Source organism: Alsobacter sp. P4_H11, assembly GCF_056400925.1.
This window is the reverse complement of sequence record NZ_JBFUKI010000004.1, coordinates 57,557-74,849: the sequence shown is the minus strand read 5'-3', so window position 1 is coordinate 74,849 and position 17,293 is coordinate 57,557. Positions and strand designations below refer to the sequence as shown.

14 protein-coding genes are annotated in these 17,293 nt (G+C 67.5%); 3 read left to right on the top strand and 11 right to left on the bottom strand.

Going from position 1 to position 17,293, the window contains the following annotated elements; all coding sequences use genetic code 11:
• Nucleotides 1-112: 112 nt before the first annotated feature.
• The 10 genes from AC1DSZ_RS08125 to AC1DSZ_RS08080 all read right to left on the bottom strand — a co-directional run bounded on the left by AC1DSZ_RS08125 (nucleotide 113) and on the right by AC1DSZ_RS08080 (nucleotide 13,020).
• Nucleotides 113-1,837, bottom strand: a complete 1,725-nt coding sequence (locus AC1DSZ_RS08125; protein ID WP_476837881.1) for a hypothetical protein — start codon at nucleotides 1,835-1,837, stop codon at nucleotides 113-115.
• 111 nt (nucleotides 1,838-1,948) lie between these two features.
• Nucleotides 1,949-2,101, bottom strand: a complete 153-nt coding sequence (gene ccoS / locus AC1DSZ_RS08120) for a cbb3-type cytochrome oxidase assembly protein CcoS (protein WP_476837880.1) — start codon at nucleotides 2,099-2,101, stop codon at nucleotides 1,949-1,951.
• Complete coding sequence (locus AC1DSZ_RS08115; protein ID WP_476837879.1) at nucleotides 2,098-4,374, bottom strand: heavy metal translocating P-type ATPase; 2,277 nt, start codon at nucleotides 4,372-4,374, stop codon at nucleotides 2,098-2,100. Before AC1DSZ_RS08115 ends, ccoS begins: the two co-directional genes overlap by 4 nt.
• Before the next feature lie 23 nt (nucleotides 4,375-4,397).
• Nucleotides 4,398-4,904 (bottom strand): FixH family protein, encoded by a 507-nt coding sequence (locus AC1DSZ_RS08110; RefSeq protein ID WP_476837878.1) that lies wholly within the window; start codon nucleotides 4,902-4,904, stop codon nucleotides 4,398-4,400.
• A complete protein-coding gene (gene ccoG / locus AC1DSZ_RS08105; RefSeq protein WP_476837877.1) occupies nucleotides 4,901-6,388 on the bottom strand; it encodes a cytochrome c oxidase accessory protein CcoG in 1,488 nt (495 codons plus the stop codon). The genes AC1DSZ_RS08110 and ccoG overlap by 4 nt, the downstream gene beginning before the upstream one ends.
• A 105-nt stretch (nucleotides 6,389-6,493) precedes the next feature.
• Entirely contained in the window at nucleotides 6,494-7,366 is an 873-nt protein-coding gene (ccoP, locus tag AC1DSZ_RS08100) for a cytochrome-c oxidase, cbb3-type subunit III (RefSeq protein ID WP_476837876.1), read from the bottom strand.
• Nucleotides 7,367-7,370: 4 nt separating this feature from the next.
• Nucleotides 7,371-7,520, bottom strand: coding sequence for a cbb3-type cytochrome c oxidase subunit 3 (locus AC1DSZ_RS08095; RefSeq protein WP_188519273.1), 150 nt, complete (start codon nucleotides 7,518-7,520; stop codon nucleotides 7,371-7,373).
• Between the two features lie 10 nt (nucleotides 7,521-7,530).
• The gene (gene ccoO / locus AC1DSZ_RS08090; RefSeq protein WP_476837875.1) at nucleotides 7,531-8,265 is read right to left on the bottom strand and encodes a cytochrome-c oxidase, cbb3-type subunit II; all 735 of its coding nucleotides are present in this window, start codon (nucleotides 8,263-8,265) and stop codon (nucleotides 7,531-7,533) included.
• Between the two features lie 11 nt (nucleotides 8,266-8,276).
• Nucleotides 8,277-9,935, bottom strand: coding sequence for a cytochrome-c oxidase, cbb3-type subunit I (gene ccoN / locus AC1DSZ_RS08085; protein WP_476837874.1), 1,659 nt, complete (start codon nucleotides 9,933-9,935; stop codon nucleotides 8,277-8,279).
• Between the two features lie 304 nt (nucleotides 9,936-10,239).
• The gene (locus tag AC1DSZ_RS08080) at nucleotides 10,240-13,020 is read right to left on the bottom strand and encodes an ATP-binding protein (protein WP_476837873.1); all 2,781 of its coding nucleotides are present in this window, start codon (nucleotides 13,018-13,020) and stop codon (nucleotides 10,240-10,242) included.
• A 217-nt stretch (nucleotides 13,021-13,237) separates the two neighbouring features.
• Here AC1DSZ_RS08080 and AC1DSZ_RS08075 point away from each other — a divergent pair, with 217 nt between their 5' ends.
• From AC1DSZ_RS08075 to AC1DSZ_RS08065, 3 genes are all read left to right on the top strand, one after another.
• Nucleotides 13,238-13,684, top strand: a complete 447-nt coding sequence (locus AC1DSZ_RS08075; RefSeq protein WP_476837872.1) for a response regulator — start codon at nucleotides 13,238-13,240, stop codon at nucleotides 13,682-13,684.
• Nucleotides 13,681-15,090: a TadE/TadG family type IV pilus assembly protein gene (locus AC1DSZ_RS08070; RefSeq protein ID WP_476837871.1), complete on the top strand. Its 1,410-nt coding sequence runs from the start codon at nucleotides 13,681-13,683 to the stop codon at nucleotides 15,088-15,090. The genes AC1DSZ_RS08075 and AC1DSZ_RS08070 overlap by 4 nt, the downstream gene beginning before the upstream one ends.
• A 69-nt stretch (nucleotides 15,091-15,159) precedes the next feature.
• Nucleotides 15,160-16,257 carry an ATP-dependent DNA helicase gene (locus AC1DSZ_RS08065; protein WP_476837870.1) on the top strand — a complete coding sequence of 366 codons (1,098 nt, stop codon included), beginning with the start codon at nucleotides 15,160-15,162 and terminating at the stop codon, nucleotides 16,255-16,257.
• Nucleotides 16,258-16,264: 7 nt separating this feature from the next.
• On the opposite strand, the gene AC1DSZ_RS08060 is transcribed toward AC1DSZ_RS08065, so the two are convergent.
• Nucleotides 16,265-17,239, bottom strand: coding sequence for a D-2-hydroxyacid dehydrogenase (locus AC1DSZ_RS08060; RefSeq protein ID WP_476837869.1), 975 nt, complete (start codon nucleotides 17,237-17,239; stop codon nucleotides 16,265-16,267).
• Nucleotides 17,240-17,293 lie beyond the last annotated feature (54 nt).

Sequence of the window (17,293 nt, the reverse complement as noted above, 5' to 3'; positions counted from 1 at the left end):
CCAGACTGCCGATTAGATTGCGGCGGGCGGCCTTGACCAGCCGCTCATGTGCTCGAATAACCACCTTCGGCCGGCCCTTCTGGGGCCGGCCGCTTTTGCTTCCGCCGAATGTTCAGCGCAGGACGAAGATGCGCGCCGCCGTTCCGGTCTCGACTGTGTGGAGCCAGGGCGGAACGATGTCGTTTTCGAGCGCCCCAGCAAGCGAGCCGGGCGCCCGGACGTTTGGCACGGGCCCGCACATCACCACGGCCACGACGCCCCGCGCGCGCAGGAGCGGTTCAGCCTTGTCGACGGCCGCGCTGAGGAGCGTGTACGAAGCGAGGATGCCGTCGGCGTTCCGGTGATAGGGCGCGCCGAGCACGGCGTGGTTCGGCGAGGATGCGAGCAGGAAAGGTCCGAGGTCGATGCCGGCGAGCACCACGCCCGGCGGAACATGCCGGACGGCCTCGTAGGTCGCGGGCTCGGCGCATCCGAGAGGCCCCGGGCGGGCGTCTACCGTCGTAGACGCCTGAGAGCTGGCTTGCGCGGGATCAGGCGTGATCGCCTTGCCGACCAAGCTGCAGCTCGAAACCGCGATGATGGCCGCAAGGGTGAGCGCGTTGCGGTGTTCGAACGGGATGCGAAGCCGGCCCTGCAGGGCGACCACGCCGGCCGCGATCAACGGGGCCGCGAACGCGTTGGCGTAATACACGCCGCGGATCTGCCCGAGCGCCACCAGGAACGCCACGGCCTGCAGCGTCGCGACGAGCGCCAGGGCCTTTCGGCGCCGGGCGTCAGCGAAGCGCCAGGCCAACGCGACCGCAGCGAAGCCCAGGCCGAGATAACCGACGCTGCCCACCGCCAGCCGGTCGCCTTTGGCGAGCGCCGGCCAAAGAGGCTCCATCTCCTGCACGCCGTTGAGCCAGATCGGCAGGAGCCGGGGGTCGATCTCGGACACGGGCCCGCGCAGACAGGCCGGCCCGAAGAGAGCCACGGCAGCAACCACCGCGGCCCCGACCGCCGCCAAACCGACATAGCGCCCTATCGCCGGCAAGCCGGCGCCCAGGAGGGCCATTCCGGCGAGCCCCATCCCGCCCACGATCACGGCGGCCAGATAGGGAGCCGAGATCGCATCGCAATGGGCGGCGGCGATCTGTGCTGACGGAATGGTCAAGGCCGTGAGGGCCACCGATCCAAGCGCGATCCACAGGCCGAACGCCATGGCGCCGGCGCGATACCGCGCCGGATCGCCCGCCAGGAGCACACCAGCGGCGCCGCACAGGACGACGAGCACGGGCAGCGTCTCGATGCCGACAGACAGCATCACGGCCGCGCCCAACCCGGCCACGACGCCGCCGGCTCGGCCGCCGTCCAGCCGCAGCATGGCGGCGGCCGTGATCAGGCAGGCGAGCAACTGGACATTATGATGGTCGATGCGGCCGGGATAGAACTGCGCCCCCGCCGGCCCGATCAGGCAGAACAGGATCACGCCGAGCGGCATCGCGCGCCGTCCGCCCAGGCGCTCGGCGATCGCCGCAACCGCCACGAGAGCGGGCCCGAGCAGCAGCGTCGGCCACAGAGCTCCCGCCGCACGTTCGGCGAGCTCCGGCGGAAACACGGTTCCGAAGAAGAGGATCAGGGATGCGATGCCGAGGTCGACGATCCGCGACCAGTGCATGACCAGCCCGTCGGGCGCGACACGATGCTGAACGAGGTCGAACCAGCCCTGGCCGCCCAGCAGATCGCGGACCTGCACCAGCCGCATCACGTCGTCGGAGTCGAGGTTCCGCACGCCGAACAGGGCTTCGGACTTCGCCGCGAAGACGATTGTCGCGCACGCCCAAACAAACGCGACCATGCTGCGGACGGATGTCCGCCCGTTCAGGAAATCCGTAAGTGAAAACATGACGCACCCGGGAACAACCGCGCCCAGTATGCCTCGAGAGCCCTTAACAAACGGCGCTGGAACCTAGTCGCGTCGCACGTCGTCGTCGTCGAGGATGCGCACGGCGGCGCCGTCCAGATCCTCGTACTGGCCGCTCTTCAGCGACCACAGGAACGCGCCCAGGCCGAGAAGGCCGAGGCTGAGCGCGATAGGCAGCAGATAGACCAGGACGTTCATGGGGCGACTCTGGCCGGGCGCTGTGTCGAAATAGCGGGTCGCGCCGGCGTGTCGGAAACCGGCGAGTTCCGCTCCGGTTCCCTGCCCGGCAACCGCGCCCTCAGCGCATTCAGGGTGACGATGATGGACGACCCGGACATCGCGGCGGCGGCGATCAACGGCGTGACGTGCCCCATAATGGCGAGCGGCACCGCGATGAGATTATACACGACCGCGATGCCGAGGTTCTGGCGCATCACCGCGTGCGCCTTGCGGGCGAGCACGACCGCATCCGCGACCGGCCGCAGGCGGTCGCCCAGGAACAGCGCGTCCGCGGACGCCTGCGCGAGATGGGCAGCCGTCACTGGCGAGATGGAGGCGTGGGCTGCCGCGAGCGCCGGCGCGTCGTTCAGGCCGTCGCCCACCATCAGCACCCGCCGGCCTTGCGCCGCCATGGCGGCCAGAGCGTCGATCTTGCCGCCCGGCTTCAGGCCGGAGCGCCATTCCGTCACCCCGAGCGCCCGGGCGGCGTCCGCAACCGGCTGCTCGCGATCGCCCGACAGGATCGCGATCCTGAAGCCCCGGCGCTTCAGATCGGCGACGACCGTGGCGGCGTCCGGGCGCAGCACTTGGTGCATCAGCATCACGGCCCGCCGCTCGCCAACCCGCACGGCGATCACGGTCGCGTCCGAAGCGCCCGCCAGAGCGGCCGCGGCTTGCGCCTCCGCGCCGCAAAAGGCCGGGCTGCCCAATCTGGCCTCGACGTCGCCAAGGTCCGGCCCGAGCTGCGCGACCACGCCATGCCCGGCTTCCTCGCGCGCTCCTGCAAACGGCGAGCGGCCGAGCGCCTGGCCGGCCAGGGCGGCCGCAAGCGGATGCCGGCTCGACAGGGCGAGCCTGCAGGCCGTCTCCAGCAGGTCGGGCGCGATATCGCCGGCATTGACGACGCGCGGCTCCGGCGTCGTCAGCGTGCCGGTCTTGTCGAACACGATCGTGTCACAAGCCGCCATGCGCTCGATGGCGTCGCCGGTCTGCAGCAGCACGCCGGCCCGGAACAGCGATCCGGACGCCACCACCTGGGTCGCCGGAACCGCCAGCGCCAACGCGCACGGGCAGGTGATGATCAGCACCGCGATGGCGGTGATCAGGGCGTCATGCAGGCCGGCGCCCAACAGCACCCAGCCGATCGCGGTGGCGAGCGCGGTGACGTGCACGATCGGCGAATAGATCCGCGCCGCCCGGTCGGCAAGGCGCAAATAGCGCGAACGCGCGTTGGCGGCCGTCTCCACCAGCCGGTTGACCTCGTCCAGCAACGTACCCTCGGCCGCGGCCGTCACCCGCACGGTCAGCGCGCCGTCGAGGTTCACCGCGCCGGCATACACCAGCGCGCCGGGTCCTACCGGCGCGTGGGCGGTCTCGCCCGTCACCAGGCTGGCGTCGACGCTGGAGGAGCCGTCCAGCACGATCCCGTCCACCGAGATGCGGTCGCCCGGCAGCACGAGGACGCGGTCTCCCGGCCGCACGGCCTTGAGAGGCACTTCGCGGGCGGCCCCACCCTCGCCAAGCACCACGGCGGTCTCGCCCCGCAAGGCCAGCAGGTTGCCCGCGACGGCGCGCGTCTTGCGCCGCATCACCTGGTCCAGCACGCGGCCGAGCAGCAGAAAGAACAGCAGCATGACGGCGGAGTCGAAATAAGCGTGGTGGGCGTGATGGATCGTCTCGTAGAGCGACATGCCGAGCGCCAGCGTCACCCCGAGCGAGATCGGCACGTCCATCGTCATGCTGCGGGCCCGGATGGCCCGAAGCGCGTTGCGAAAAAACGGCTGCCCCGCATAGGCGGCGGTCGGCAGCGCGATCAGGGCCGAGATCCAGTGAAAGAAATCCCGCGTCTCTTCCGTGATGTCGCTGGCGTTGCCGGACCACACCGAAACGGACAGCAGCATGATGTTCATGGCCGCGAATCCCGCCACCGCGAGGCAGCGCAGCAGGAAGCGCATCTCGGCCGCCTCGATCTCCTCCTCGCGCGAGGACTCGAACGGGTGCGCCTTGTAGCCGAGCTCCGCCAGGCGGGAGATCACCCGCATCGGATCGAAATCGGCCGCCCGCCACTCGGCCGCGAGACGACGGTTGGTGTAGTTCAGCCGCGCCTTCTCGAGTTCGGGCAGGCAGGCCAGGCCCCGCTCGATGTCGCCGATGCAGGCCGCGCAGGTGATCCCCTCGATCACGAGGTCGAGGTGACGCACGCCGTCGGGGCGGGTTTCAACAAGGGCGGAGTAGTCGAACGCGGGGGACACGTTGTTCTCCTCGGGAAGCCGAGCTAGCGCAGCACGATCCGGCTGCGGGACTTGAACACGCGCTCGTCCGCGCGTGTCATCTCGATCACGAGGTCCCATTGGCCGGCGGCGACATCCTCGAGCGCGGCGGCGAAGCGCCCTCCGCCCAGCTCGCGCATCTCGGCGCCGCGATCGGCGCGCTTTTCAGCCGGACGCTCCAGCACGGCCTTAACCGCCACGCCCGAAACGCCCATCCCGCCCGCGTCGCGCGCGTCAACCGAAACAGCCGCCCTGCCCTCCGATCCGCGGTCTACATGGGCGTTCACGGTCCAGCCGAGCGCCGCCTGCCGCTTACCGCCCGCGATCTCGGTGTTGTAGGCCAGGCCGTTCTTGTAGGGCGTCGCGCTCTCGACACCGCTGAACGTCATGATGGCGACCCGCATCATGTAGGCGTTCACGGCGAAGACCACGGCGAAGAAGCCGATCAGCATCATGAGCACGTGCCGGCCTGTGAGGCGGAAACCCTTGTCGATCGTGCTGGCGTCGCTCATGGGGCGCTCCCGGGGCCTTTAAAGAAATCGTCCGTGTAGGCGGTCGCGCCCGTCACCACGTCGGTGAGCCGGAAACGGATGGTCCGGGACGCCGCCGCGTCCCCCTTCGGTGCGGTGACGAGCACCCGCAGTTCCCGGGTCTGGTCGGGCAGCACCTCCAGCAGCGCCGATTGCTCGGCCGTGGTCGGCATACCGACGACGTCCATGTGCGCCCCGGCCAACCCGATCAGCTCGAGCCGGAAAGGCCGCGCATCGAGGCTCTTGTTGGTGAGCCGCACCGTGAAGCCGTTGCGGATGGAGCCATCCGCGAGCGTCACGAACACGGGGTTACGATCATGCAGCGCGCTGAGGCCGAGCGACGTGCGGGTCGCGAGCGTGAACGTCATCAGCGCCCCGATCCCGACGATCAGGACCGTGTAGAGCACCGTCCGGGCGCGCACGAGCTTGTAGGTCGGCTCCTCTCGGGCGATGCGCCGCTGCACGTTCACTTCGGTGTCGTAGCCGATCAATCCGGACGGACGTCCGATCTTGGCCATGACGTTGTCGCAGGCGTCGATGCACAGGCCGCACTGGATGCAGCCGAGCTGCAGCCCGTCGCGGATGTCGACTCCGGTTGGGCAGACGTTCACGCACTGGTGGCAATCGACACAGTCGCCCGCCGGCTCGCCCCGCGCCCTCGCGGCCTCGGCCTTTTTGACCGACATGCGCTGCTCACCGCGATCGTACCGATAGGTGACGTTCAGCGCGTATTCGTCCGTAAGCGCAGCCTGGATGCGCGGCCACGGGCACATGTAGAGGCAGACCTGCTCGCGCATGAAGCCGGCGAGCACATAGGTCGTGAAGGTCAAAATGCCGATCCACACATAGGCGACGACGGGCGCCTGGAAGGTCACAAGTTCGAGCACCAGCGTGGGCGCGTCCGCGAAATAGAGCACCCAGGCTCCGCCGGTCCACCACGCGATCAGCAGCCACAGGGAGTGCTTCAGGATCTTCTGGGCGATCCGCTCCAGGTCCCAGGGCCCCTCGGCCTTCTTCATCTGCTCGCGGCGATCGCCCTCGATCAGGCGCTCGACCGCGTAGAACAGGTCCGTCCAGACCGTCTGCGGGCACAGGTAGCCGCACCACATGCGTCCCGCGACGGCGTTCATGAGAAACAGCCCCAGCGCGGCGATCACCATCAGCCCGGTGATGTAGTAGAGCTCCTGCGGCCAGATCTCGATCGGGAAGAAATAGAACCGCCCGTTGGCGAGGTCGATCAGCACGGCCTGGTCGGGCGCATTCGGCCCGCGATCCCAGCGCACGAACGGCAGGAAGTAGTAGATGCCCAGCGTGACGATGAGGATCGCCCACTTGATCGTCCTGAAACGACCCTGGACGGCCGCCGGATAGATCTCCTTGCGGGCCTCGTAGAGAGGAATGTCGTCGTCCAGCCCGCCCACGATGGGGCTGAGGGGCGGACGGGCGCCGGATTCGGCGGTGCTCATGGCGGAACGCCTTGGTGAAGTTCGGGGGAAGTCCGGCCCGGCGCCGGAGGGCGTCGGGTCAATTCGACGGCCGGAGCCGTCGGGGCATGGCTGATGGCGGTCGCCTTATTGGCCGCCGCCGAGCGAATGCACGTAGACGGTGAGCGCCTTGATGGTCGGCTCGTCGAGGCGGCCGTTCCAGGCCGGCATTACGCCGCCGCGGCCGTTGGTGACGGTTTCCTCGATGGTCGCCTGGTCGCCGCCATAGAGCCAGATGTTGGCGGTCAGGTTGGGCGCGCCCATCTCCGGATTGCCCTTGCCGGCTTCGCCATGGCAGGCCACGCAATTCTCGGAGAACACGGCCTTGCCCTTTGCGACGTCGCCACGCTCGGGCTTATTGCCCGCCAGGGTGCGCACGAAGGCGGCGACGTGCGGCACGTCCTCCTTCTTCAGGAGGCCGTCCTTGACGAAGGCCGGCATGGGTCCGACGCGGGATTCGGCGTCCTCGTTGCGGATGCCGTGCGTGATCGTCTGCTTGATGGCGTCGAGGGAGCCGCCCCAGATCCACTGGTCGTCATTGAGATTGGGGTAGTTCTTCGCGCCCTGCGCGCCCTGGCCATGGCAGGGAGCGCAATTGTTGCCGAACGACGCCTTGCCGATGGCGCGCGCCACGGTGAGCAGCGCCGGGTCCTTCTCGATCTCGGCGAGCGGCTTGGCGGCGATCTTGGCGACGTTGTCACCGCGAAGCACCTGCAGGGCCGCCATGTCCTGCTCGATCGCCGTGCGGGTCTGGTAGCCCAGGACGCCCTTGGTGTAGCTGGTCGCCAGCGGCCATGCCGGGTAGGCGATCCAGTAGCCGAACGCCCAGACGATGCAGGCGTAGAAGCACCACAGCCACCAGCGCGGCAGCGGCGTATTGAGCTCCTGGACGCCGTCCCAGTCGTGGCCGGTGGTGGAGACGCCCGTGACGGCGTCCAGCTTGTTGTGATCGGGAGCCATGACGTCAGTCCTTTTCGAGCGGCATCTTCGCGGCCGCATCGAACTGGGTGCGGTTCTTCGGGTTCAGCGCGTAGATGAGCGCCAGCGCGAACATCAGGACGAAGAAGACCGTCCCCCAGGTCTGCGCGATGGATGCGAGTGTTTCGTAGTTCACGGCCGCCTCCTCAGCGCACGTTCGCCTTGTCGTCGTAGGTCTTGAAGTCGACCATCGTGCCCAGCACCTGCAGGTACGCGACCAGCGCGTCCATCTCGGTCACCTCGCCGGGGTTGCCGTCGAAGTCGCGCGAAAGGGCCTTGGGGTAGCGCTTGGCCAGGTCCGCCGCGCCGGGATCGTCCGTGGTCGCCTGGGTGACGATGTCGGACTTGGCCTTGGCGATCATGTCGGCCGTATAGGGCACGCCCACCGCCGACTGCGCCTGGAGTTCGTCCGCGATGTGCTCGTAGTCGAGCGGCGTCGTCGCCAGGAAGGGATAGCCCGGCATGATCGAGACCGGCGCGACCGAGCGCGGGTTGATCAGATGAGCGCGCTGCCACTCGTCCGAATACTTGCCACCCACGCGGGCAAGATCCGGCCCGGTGCGCTTGGAGCCCCACTGGAACGGGTGGTCATACATGCTCTCGGCCGCCAGCGAGTAGTGGCCGTAGCGTTCCACCTCGTCGCGCAGCGGACGGATCATCTGCGAGTGGCAGTTGTAGCAGCCCTCGCGGACGTAGATGTTGCGGCCCGCGAGCTCGAGAGGCGTGTAGGGCCGCATGCCCTGCACGGTCTCGATGGTGCTCTTCAGGTAGTAGAGAGGGGCGACTTCCACGAGGCCGCCGATGGCGACCACGACGAGGATGCCCAGGAGAAGAACCATGGAGTTCTTCTCGAAGATTTGGTGCTTGGCCCAGACCGACATCGTTGGTCCCCTTACTCGGCCGGAACCAGCTGGGGACGGACGGCCGGGACCGTTTCGGTCTCAGGCGACGTGATCGTCTTCCAGATGTTGAAGGCCATGATGAGCGCGCCGGCGAGGAACAGGCCGCCGCCCAGAGCGCGAATGACGTAGAATGGGTGCATCGCCTCGACGGTCTCGATGAACGAGTATTCGAGGAAGCCCAGGCTGGTGTAGGCGCGCCACATCAGGCCCTGAAGGATGCCCGAGACCCACATCGCCGAGATGTACAGGACGATGCCGATGGTCGAGACCCAGAAGTGCCAGTTGACGAGCTTCAGCGAATACAGCCGCGACCGGTTGAACACCCAAGGAACGAGGCAATAGATCGCACCGAAGGAGACGTAGCCTACCCAGCCCAGCGCGCCCGAATGCACATGGCCGATGGTCCAGTCCGTGTAGTGGCTGAGCGAGTTCACCGCCTTGATGGACATGAGCGGACCCTCGAAGGTCGACATGCCGTAGAAGGCGACCGAGACCACCATCATGCGCAGCACCGGGTCGGTGCGCAGCTTGTCCCAGGCGCCCTGCAGCGTCATGAGGCCGTTGATCATGCCGCCCCATGAGGGCATCCACAGGATCACCGAGAAGGTCATGCCGAGCGTCTGCGCCCAGTCCGGCAGCGCCGTGTAGTGCAGGTGATGCGGGCCGGCCCAGATGTAGATGAAGATCAGCGCCCAGAAGTGGACGATGGAGAGCCGGTAGGAATACACCGGCCGCTCGGCCCGCTTCGGGATGAAGTAGTACATGATGGCAAGGAAGCCGGCGGTCAGGAAGAAGCCGACCGCGTTATGGCCGTACCACCACTGCACCATGGCGTCCTGCACGCCCGACCAGGCGATGTAGGACTTGGGCGAGTAGATTGAAACCGGCACGGCGGCGTTGTTGCCGAGATGCAGCAGCGCGATGGTGACGATGAAGGCGAGATAGAACCAGTTCGCCACGTAGATGTGGGGTTCCTTGCGCTTCCACAGCGTGGTGAGGAACACCAGCAGGTACGCGACCCACACGACGGTCAGCCACAGGTCGGCGTACCACTCGGGCTCGGCGTATTCCTTGCCCTGCGTGATGCCGAGCAGGTAGCCCGTGCCCGCGATCACGATGAAGAAGTTGTAGCCGAGGATCACGAACCAGGGCGCGATGTCGCCGGCGAGGCGCGCGTGGCAGGTGCGCTGGACCACGTAGAAGGACGTCGCCAGCAGCACGTTGCCGCCGAACGCGAAGATCACCGCGGAGGTGTGCAGCGGCCGCAGTCGGCCGAAATTCGTGAAGCCGAGATCGAAGTTCAGCGCCGGGAATGCGAGTTCCAGCGCGGCGTAGAGGCCAACCGTGAAGCCCGCGATGCCCCAGAACACCGCCGCGATGGTGGCGAACTGGATCGGCCCGTAATTGTAGTTCGGCTTGCCGTCGATCTCCTGCGGCGGCGCCTCGGCGGGGCGATTGTAGTACCTGTTGACGATCGCGAAGACCGACGCGACGCTGGCGGCCGCGAACAGATAGGCGTGGAACGCGTAAGCCGGAGTCCACGCCTTGGCGGCAATCAGAATCGTCAAAACGGCCAGGGCCGCGAAGGCGATCGCCGTGCCGCCCTCTCCAATCGTTAGGTGCTTGTTGACCGACGCCGTCTGCGCCATGAGCTCCCCCTTGGGACCGCAATCCCCTGTCGGGCCTCGCCGCGGAGCTCCTGGCATGAGCCAAGCGCCGCGCGGTCCGGCTGAATTCGACGCACCATGGTGGCGCAGGGGTGTGGGAGCGTTGACCTGAATCAATGAGGCCGGGGGACGGCGGGCCGCCGGCCGGCAGTGCGACGTTCGAAACGCCGCTAAGTCATTGAAATTGCATCAGGTGTAAAGCGAGTGCGAAGGAGTACGTAGGGTACAGGGCGGATATGCCCATTTGGTCAGGCAGGCGCCAGACGCGCCTGCTTCGGCAGGCGCGCTAGGCGGCTGCGGTGGCTTGCGGGGGCAGCTTGCCCCGCAGCGCGATCGCGGTGACGTCGACCAGCGCGCGCAGACGGTTGGCGTCCTCTTGCGCCAGCGCCTTTCCGTGCTCGCGGACCTGCGCCTCGCAGGAGCCGGCGGCCTTCGCGACCTGAATCGCCCCGATATTGTAGCTCATCGATTTCAGCGCATGGGCGGCCTTGGCCTGGTCCTCGGGATCGCCCGCCAGCGCCTCCTCGAGTTGCGCCAGCGTCTTGGGCGCATGCTCGAGATAGAGCCCGACGACCCGCGCGAGGAACACGCCTCCATCCGCCTCCGCCATCATCTCCAGCTGGCCAAACGTGTCCATGTCGAGCAGACCGTCCGGATCCGGCGCCGCCTCGGCCAGCGTTTCGGCGAATGCCGGCTCGGGCGGCGCGGAGGCCGGCTCGTCGCCGACGCTCAGATACGGCGCAAGGCAGTCCGCCATCGAGGCGATCGTGAACGGCTTGTGCAGGATGCCGTCCATCCCGGCCGTCTTCCACAGGTCCGCGGCCGACCCCACCACATGCGCGGTCAGCGCCACGATGGGCAGGCGCGGCGCCCCGCGGCGAGCTTCCTCGTCGCGAATGAACCGCGCCGCCTCGAAGCCGTCCAGCTCCGGCATGCTGCCGTCCATCAGGATCAGGTCGTAGCCGCCGCGGCGCGCCGCCTCCACGGCCTCGCGGCCGTCCGCCGCCACGTCCGCGCTGGCGCCGAGCCGCGACAGGGCCTCGACGGCGACTTCGCGGTTCACCGCGCTGTCGTCCGCGACGAGCACGCGCCGGCCGGTGAAGCGCGGCAATGAATCCTGGCGGGCGCGCCTCTCGCCGTGGAAGCCCGCGAGATCGAGCCCGGCCGCCAGCCGCGCGCCCAGCCCGTCGAGCTCCGCCTGCGCGAGCGGCCGCACCAGCACGGCGTCCGCGCGCGAGCCCGCCGCCAGCTGCCGCTCGGAGCCGTCGCCCATGGTGGTGAGCGCGATCACGCGCGCCGGCCGGGCGCCGCCGGACTGCGCCAGCACGGAGCCCTCCATGAACAGGAGGTCGCAGGCGGGCAGCCCGGTGCGGGCGATGTCGTCGGGATCGCGCCGCTCGACGCCGTAGCCGCAGGCCGCGAAATGGTCGGCCGCGACACGTGCGGTGGCGTCGCCGCGCACCGCCACGATCGCGGTCGGGAGCCGGCCCGCGATGGCCTGCACGCGCGTAACGGGCCGGGCCTCGTCCGCGCCCGGAATCGGGATCGAGAACGCGAAGGTCGAGCCGCGGTCGATCTCGCTGGTGACCCGGAACGAGCCGCCCATGGCCTCCACGAGCCGCTTGCAGATCGCGAGGCCGAGGCCGGTGCCGCCGAACTTGCGCGTGGTGGTCTGGTCGACCTGCGCGAAGGCCGAGAACAACTTGTCGACCTTGTGCTCGGGAATGCCGATGCCGGTGTCCGTCACGGCGAAGCGCAGCCGCGAGGGATCGTGCGGATCGCGCCCGATCGACACCAGCACGTGGCCTTTCTCGGTGAATTTGAGCGCATTGTTGACCAGGTTGCCGATCACCTGGTTCAGCCGGACCGGATCCGACATGATGTGGCGCGGCACGTCCGGGGCCACATGGGCGGCGAGGTCCAGCCCCTTCTTCTGCGCGCGCTCCCAGAACAGGCTCAGCACCGTGTCGGCCGTCTCGGTGGGGTCCACCGGGATGTGCTCGATGTCCATCTTGCCTGCCTCGACCTTTGAGAAGTCGAGGATGTCGTTGATGATGGCGAGCAGGCTCTGCCCCGAGCGAGCAATCACCTCGGCGTAGCGGCGCTGCCTGGTCGGCAACTCGCCTGCCGTCAGCAACTCGGCCATCACCAGCATGCCGTTCATTGGCGTCCGGATTTCGTGGCTCATGGTGGCCAGGAAGTCCGACTTCGCCGCATTGGCGTTTTCGGCCGCGAGCTTGGCGAGGTTCAGGTCCCGGGTCCTGTCCGCGACCTGATGCTCCAGGTTCTCGCGATGCTCCGCGAGCTTGTCGTCGCGCTCGCGGATGCCCGCGATCATGGTGTTGAAGCTGGTGACCAGCTCCCCCACCTCGTCGTTGCTCTTGACGTCAGCTTCGACGTGGAAATCGTTGCCCACGCGCACCCGCGCCATCGTGGCCGCGAGGTCGACGACCGGGCGCGTGATCGCGCGTTCCAGGCGGGCGGCGGCCAGCAACCCGAGCGCCATTGCGGCGATCCCGGCCGCCACGCTGACCAGCAGGGTCTGCTTCAGCGCGTCCATGAGCCCGGTGATCTGCTTGATGATCACGATGCGGCCGACCGGCTCATGGCCGGGCAAACCCACGGGTTCGACAGCTTCCAGGGTATGGCTGGTCACCACGGTCCAGAACGAGGGAGCCGCGCCCGCGCCCACCGACGCGTCCGAAAGCAACCGGGGCGCCGCCCCGAGATCCGCCAGCGCGCGGCCGTTCAGGTCTTCGACCCCAACATAGTCGATGCGATCGGCGGCCGTTCCCTCGAAGGCCCGCATCCCGATCAGCGCATTGTAGATCGCCGCCTCGTCCTTCTCGACGACGCCCTTGGTGACCGCGGCCGCAAAGACCCGCGCGGTGCTCACCAGGATGCTCCGCTCGCTGCTCACCACCATGTGGGTGGTATGCACAAGCGCCAGGACAGTGCTGGCCAGCACCGCGGCCCCGATCGCCAAAGCAACCAGGAGGCTGATCTTCGTGCGGATCGACCGGAAGTTACCGGCTGGCCGAAGCCGAGGATTGGATGCGTTTTCCATTCCTACAACTCTGGATTCGCCGCTGTTGAGATCGGGTTAACGGCATGTACATCTAAACAAAAATCAACTTTTGATACGTCAGCGAGTTGCGCTCTGTACGGTTTCACTATCGGGCTGCGCGTAGTCTGGGAAAGAAAAGCTTCATAGTTTGGCACTACTCTGACCTCGAGAGCAAAAGGCGAAAACAATGCTTCTGGGGCAGAGAAATCCCCTCGGGATGGGTTTCATCCTCGATGACGGGGCGAAGATCCTGGTGGCGGATGACGATCCGATCATGCGGGAGTTCGCCGTCCTGCACATGTCGTCGCCGCAGGTGATCGTCGAAACAGCCGAAGATGGCCAGCAGGCCTGGGACATGCTTGAGCAAGGCGAATTTGATCTCGCCATGCTCGATCTCGACATGCCCCGCCTGGACGGCCTAGGCCTGATCATGCGCATTCGCGCCGACGAACGGCTCGCGGCCTTGCCGGTCGTCGTCGCCACGGGCCGCGACGATCTCTTCGCGATCGACCGCGCCTATGAGGTCGGGGCGACGTCCTACGTCACCAAGCCGATCAACTGGCGGCTCCTCACCTACCAGCTCCGGTTCGTCCTGCGCGCGGACCGCGCCGCAAAGGCCGCCGCGATCGCGTCCCGTCCGTCGACCGGAGTAGCCGCCGCGTGACCGTCTGGAGCCGTTTCGGGACGACAGTCCGCCGGTTTGCGGGCGATCGGCATGGTGGGTTCGGCGTCATTTTTGCGGTCGCGCTGCCGGCGCTTGTCAGCGCCGGCATGTTCGCCGTCGACATGAGCAAGATCTATCAGCAGCGCACCATCCTGCAGGCGGCCGCCGATAGCGCCGCCATCGCGAGCGCCACCGAGTTGCGCATCGCCAGCGCCGACTCCCGCCGCGTGGCGGGCGTTGCAATCGCGTATGTGGCCAGCAAGCTGGCGATGGACGCGCCGCCTATCCAGCCGGCGACCGCCTATGCTACGCCCACGAAAACCGGCGATTCCGGGCCGCAGACCACCAGCGCGACGCTATCGGGCAACGGCGACAGCGTGTTCGTGACGACGACCTACGATAGCGCGAACGCCACCGTGGAGGTGCGGGTCAAGGAGGCTGTCAGCACTTACCTGGCCGGCATCCTCTCCCAGACCATGATGCAGATCGAGGTCGCCTCGACGGCGCGCATGATGGGCGCTTCGCCGCTCTGCATGGTGGCGCTGGACGAGACCGCGAAGAATACGCTCTTTCTGGAAAAATCATCGCGGGTCACCGGCAATGGCTGCGCGATTTATTCGAACTCGTCATCTCCGGAAGGCCTGGCTGTCGATGCTTCGTCCAGCCTCATGGCCAGCCGAATTTGCAGCGTTACGACCCCGAGCAAGAAGGTCAACTCGACGCCCGCTCCGGTCGCCTGCCCGCAGCTCAAGCCGGATCCGCTCAGCTACCGCAAGGCGCTGTTCGTTTCCTGCCCCGTGACCTTGCCGCCGTTGGTGATCAAGGACTCGATGACGGTGGTGCTTCCACCCGGGCTCTATTGCGGCGGCATCGTCGTCAAGGACAACGCCACCCTGATCCTGAGCGGCACGTCCGGCGCGCCTGGAGGCATCTACACGATGGGCGGCGATCTCGTCGTGAAGGACAAGGCCACCTTGAAGATGCTGGACGGGTCCGCCGGGGCCGCGTTCTACTTCACGGGACCGAAATCCCGTTTCGATTTCGACGACGAAGCCCAGGTATCGCTAGTGGCGCCACGCACGGGCGAACTCGCCGGCTTCCTGTTTTTCGAGGATCCCAGCCGCGCCAATGCGGGTCTCGCGCCTCTCACCTACGAGATCACCAGCAAGTCCGTGTCGCAATTGCTCGGCACCGTGTACCTGAAGAACGGCATTCTCAGCATCGACCTGGACACCAAGGGCCCCGGCGCATTGGCGGATAAATCGGCTTTCACGGTCGTGGTCACGCGCCGCGTTCAGCTCAAGGAGGGTCCGAACCTCGTTCTCAACAGCAACTACGCGGGCTCGTCCGTGCCGGTTCCGCAAGGCGTCGGACCCACCGGCGGCGTCATCGCGATGACGAAATAGCCCGGCGGGCTGGCGCAATCCGATCAAAAATCGTCTAGTGTTCCTGTTTTGGACACGAGGATTCGTTGAATGGACTGGTCTCCCCAGCAGGAGGACGCGCTGCGCCAGGTGAACGCCTGGTTGAAGCGCGGCAGCCCGCAGGTGTTCAGGCTGTTCGGCTACGCCGGCGCGGGCAAGACCACCCTCGCCCGCCATTTCGCCGAGGGCGTCGAGGGCGAAGTCGCTTTCGGGGCCTATACGGGCAAGGCCGCGCATGTGCTGCGCCAGAAGGGCTGCCCCGACGCCGGCACCATCCACAGCCTGATCTACCGGCCCAAGGCCATGGAGGAGGAGGAAGCGCCCTCCTTCGTGATCAACCGCGAAAGCACCGCCAGCAAGGCCGACCTCATCATCATCGACGAATGCTCGATGGTGGACGAGGAGCTTGGACGCGATCTGCTCTCCTTTGGCGTGCCCGTGCTGGTGCTGGGCGATCCCGCGCAGTTGCCGCCCGTGAAGGGTGGCGGCTTCTTCACCGAGCATGAGCCCGACGTGATGCTCACCGAGGTGCATCGCCAGGCCCAGGACAACCCGATCATCCGCCTCTCCATGCAGGTGCGCGAGGGCGTGGAGCGGCTGCCCGCCGGCGAATACGGCGACAGCCGCGTGATCCGCCGCGGCGACATCAACGCCGACATGGTGATGGGCTGCGACCAGGTGCTGGTCGGCCTCAACAAGACCCGGCGGCTCTACAACCGGCGCATGCGCGAGCTCAAGGGCTTTCGCGATCCCATGCCGGCCGTGGGCGAGAAACTGGTGTGCCTGCGCAACGATAAGAAGAAGGGCCTGCTCAATGGCGGCATGTGGACCGTCAAGGCGCTGCGAGAGCCGCTGAAGGGCTTCATCCGGCTCGAGATCCTTCCCGAGGACGAAGGGCGCCGCAAGGCCGCCAAGGTGAAGATCCTGCGCGAATTCTTCGACGGCGACGCCGACGCGATCCCGTTCATCATGCGACGCGAGTCGGACGAGTTCGACTACGGCTACGCCATGACGGTGCACAAATCGCAGGGTTCGCAATGGGACGACGTGGTGCTCTTCGACGAGAGCTACGCCTTTCGCGAACACCGCTCACGCTGGCTCTATACGGGGCTGACCCGCGCCGCCAAGCGCGTCACGATAGTGGCCTGAAAGGCGCTCAGACCACCGCGTTGCGAAGCTCGCTCTCGCCGCGCCAGAGGCGGCCGAGATTGTCCATCAGGATATCGAGCACGTTCGCTTCGTAGCGCCGCGTCTCGCCCGCCGAATGCGGCGTCACGATCACGTGCGGCATGGCCCAGAGCGGCGAATTCGCCGGCAGCGGCTCCTCGTGGAAGCAGTCCAGCGCCGCGCCCGCGATGCGGCCCTTCGCGAGGGCGTCAATCAGCGCCGCCTCGTCCACCACTTTGCCGCGCGCGACGTTGATCAGGTAGGCGCCCGGCCGCATCGCCGCGATCGCGTCGGCCCCCATGAGGCCCTGCGTTTCCGGCGTCAGCGGGCACGTCAGAACCACGAAGTCCGCCCTTCCGACAGCCTCGCGCAAGCCCGCCGTGGCGACGACCTCGTCGGCCGCCTCCGCGCCCGTGGACGGGTCCCGCTTCACGCCGATCACCCGCATGTCGAACGCCTTGGCGAGCCGCGCGAGGCGGCTGCCGATGCGCCCCATGCCGACGATAACGAGCGTCTTGCCTTCGAGCTCGTCCTCGCGCCGCGTGCGGTCGCCGATCATCGGCCGCCAGTGATGCTTCGCCTGCTGGTCCCGCGCCAGATGGAGATGCCGGGTGAGCGAAAGGAGCAACCCCATCGCGTGTTCGGCCACCGCCCGCTCGTTGCCCCCCTGCGCGCTGGCGAGCCGAATGCCGCGGCTGCGGAGAAGATCCTTCGGGAACTGGTCCACGCCGGCGCTGATCGACTGCACGAACCGCAGCTTGGGCGCGTTCTCGAGCAGCGCGTCACGCCACTGGAACGACACCACCAGCACGTCGACCTCGGGCATCCGCGGCAGAAGCGCCTCGGGCGTCGACACCTGGAAGTGCCGGATGCCGGTGTCGCGCAACGCGAACGCGTCCGCGAACTGATACGCGCCATGCGCGAACGCGACGGTGAGGGACGAACGATCGGGGATCAGGCTCATACGGGACTCGCTTGGAACGGCGCGCCCGATCCTAGCCGAGCGCTGCCCGAACAG

Excerpts from the sequence above, each read along its gene's own strand:
- AC1DSZ_RS08125 (WP_476837881.1), bottom strand. The coding sequence starts at position 1,837 with ATGGTCGCGTTTGTTTGGGCGTGCGCGACAATCGTCTTCGCGGCGAAG.
- ccoS (WP_476837880.1), bottom strand. The coding sequence starts at position 2,101 with ATGAACGTCCTGGTCTATCTGCTGCCTATCGCGCTCAGCCTCGGCCTT.
- AC1DSZ_RS08110 (WP_476837878.1), bottom strand. The coding sequence starts at position 4,904 with ATGAGCGACGCCAGCACGATCGACAAGGGTTTCCGCCTCACAGGCCGG.
- ccoG (WP_476837877.1), bottom strand. The coding sequence starts at position 6,388 with ATGAGCACCGCCGAATCCGGCGCCCGTCCGCCCCTCAGCCCCATCGTG.
- ccoP (WP_476837876.1), bottom strand. The coding sequence starts at position 7,366 with ATGGCTCCCGATCACAACAAGCTGGACGCCGTCACGGGCGTCTCCACC.
- ccoO (WP_476837875.1), bottom strand. The coding sequence starts at position 8,265 with ATGTCGGTCTGGGCCAAGCACCAAATCTTCGAGAAGAACTCCATGGTT.
- ccoN (WP_476837874.1), bottom strand. The coding sequence starts at position 9,935 with ATGGCGCAGACGGCGTCGGTCAACAAGCACCTAACGATTGGAGAGGGC.
- AC1DSZ_RS08080 (WP_476837873.1), bottom strand. The coding sequence starts at position 13,020 with ATGGAAAACGCATCCAATCCTCGGCTTCGGCCAGCCGGTAACTTCCGG.
- AC1DSZ_RS08075 (WP_476837872.1), top strand. The coding sequence starts at position 13,238 with ATGGGTTTCATCCTCGATGACGGGGCGAAGATCCTGGTGGCGGATGAC.
- AC1DSZ_RS08065 (WP_476837870.1), top strand. The coding sequence starts at position 15,160 with ATGGACTGGTCTCCCCAGCAGGAGGACGCGCTGCGCCAGGTGAACGCC.
- AC1DSZ_RS08060 (WP_476837869.1), bottom strand. The coding sequence starts at position 17,239 with ATGAGCCTGATCCCCGATCGTTCGTCCCTCACCGTCGCGTTCGCGCAT.